A 2,129-nucleotide genomic window follows, 5' to 3' on the forward strand; every position below is an offset into this window, starting at 1 on the left:
CTGGCGCACCCGGACGGCCGCAAGCGCACACTGGCGCTGCAGGTCAGCGCCAAGCCGGTCAGCGGCCACTGGCCCGGCCAGCAGTGGGCCCAATGGCGCAGCGCCGAGCTGGCTGAAAATGCCGGCCTGCACAGCGCAGAACTTCAGCGCATCGCGGCGGCGCACGGTGTCGTGGGGCTCAACAGTTCGCTGATCGTGCTGGAGCTGGCCACCGACTATGCCCGCTACAACCTCCCTGCCCCGCCCGAGCTGGCGGATGAAGTGGCGCGGCTGGGCCAGCAGCAACTCGCACAGGCTACGCAGACACGGCAGGCGCACATCGAGGCCATGGTGAGGCAGTTTGAGGAGAAGCAGCGCTGGTGGGGCAGGGACTTTCCCAAGGAAGCACCCAAACATGCGGAGCCCAAGGCCGAGAAGCACATCAGCCAGGGTGGCCTGGGCAGTCTGGCCGGCACAGCGCGGTCGCGCGAGCAAGCCCAGGGCGCACCCGCAGCACCACTTTCCTTCGCCCCTGCTGCCCCTGCCGCTGCAGCCCCCGCAGCCGCACCCGCCATGATGGCCGAAGCACGCTCCGACGCCATGGACAAACGCAGCGCCAAGGCGGTTACAGCAGCGCCCGTAGCCACCATCGCGCTGCAGGCCTGGCTGCCCGACGCGCCCTACATGAAGCGCCTGCAGAATGCCGGCAAGGACGAGCTGTACCGCGTCTACCTGGATGAGCGCGCCGCCTACTTGAGCAGCAGCTCTTTCTACATGGATGCAGCCGGCGTGTTCTTTGACCGCGGCCTGCCCGAGCTGGGGCTGCGCGTGCTCTCCAATCTGGCCGAGATGAACCTGGAAAACCGCCAGCTGCTGCGCCTGTACGCCTACCGCCTGGTGCAGGCGCACCGCAACGACCTGGCCGTGCCGGTGTTCGAACGCATCAGCGAACTGGCGCCCAACGAGCCGCAATCCTGGCGCGACCTGGGCCTGGCGCTGGCCGAGAGCGGCCAGCCGCAGCGCGCCGTCAACGCCTTGTGGGAAGTCGTGTCGCAGCCCTGGAACGGCCGCTTCGCCGGCATCAACATGATTGCGCTGGCTGAACTCAACGCGATTGCCGCCCAGCCCGCCGCCAGCGGCCAGCCGGCGCTGGACATGAGCCGTGTGGACACGCGCCTGCGCCGCAACCTGCCGCTGGCCTTGCGTGTGGTGATGGCCTGGGACAGCGACGACACCGACATCGACATGTGGGTGAGCGACCCGAACGGCGAAAGGGCCAGCTATGCGAACCGTCTGACCCACCAGGGCGGCGCCATGAGCCCCGACGCCACGGGCGGCTATGGTCCCGAGGAGTTTTCGCTGAAAACCGCCAAAGCCGGCAAGTACAGCGTAGAGGCGCAGTTCTATGGCCACCGCCAGCAGGTGCTGTCGGCCGGCACCACCGTGATGGTGCGCGTTACCACCGGGTTCGGCACGCCGCAGGCGCGTGACGAGTGGACGACCTTGCGGCTGGCGCGCGGGCGGGAGACCGTGCGCGTGGCCGAGGTCGAGGTGCGCTGAGGCTGGCGCCTCAAGCCCGGGTTATCAAGATGCCACTATGCATATAAAGGCTATACCGCTTTGCGGGGTAGCGCCCGCTTGAGAGGCGCATAGAATCAATCACCGGGCCCAAGCAATTGCGCCCGGTTTTTTGTTTCTGCCTTGTCTACTTGCCAAGCGCCCGCAAACAAAACCGGTCCAGTCCAAGCGCCTTCTGTTTCTTCAACAGTTTTTTCAAAGGCTTGGGAATCATGGAAATCTTCGACTACGACAACATCCTGCTGCTGCCGCGCAAATGCCGCGTGGAAAGCCGTTCGGAATGCGACGCCAGCGCGACGCTGGGCGGGCGCAGCTTTCGCATCCCGGTGGTGCCGGCCAACATGAAGACGGTCGTCAATGAGGAGATCTGCGCCTGGATGGCGAAGAACGGCTACTTCTACGTGATGCACCGCTTCGACCTGGACAACGTCCAGTTCGTGAAAGACATGAAAGCCCGCGGCGCCTACGCCTCGATCTCCCTGGGCGTGAAGAAACCCGACTACGACACGGTGGACCGCCTGGCCGCCGAGGGCCTGGTGCCCGACTACATCACCATCGACATTGCACACGGC

At 65.9% G+C, this 2,129-nt stretch carries 2 protein-coding genes; both read left to right on the top strand.

Annotated elements, in window-relative coordinates; translation table 11 throughout:
• Positions 1-1,539, top strand: a 1,539-nt coding sequence (locus AC1D1X_RS21455) for a YfaP family protein (RefSeq protein ID WP_477699124.1), incomplete at its 5' end; no start/stop codon positions are given.
• Between the two features lie 230 nt (positions 1,540-1,769).
• The coding region (locus AC1D1X_RS21460) for an IMP dehydrogenase (protein ID WP_477699125.1) at positions 1,770-2,129 on the top strand (360 nt) is incomplete at its 3' end.

The organism is Polaromonas sp. P1_G4 (assembly GCF_056405475.1).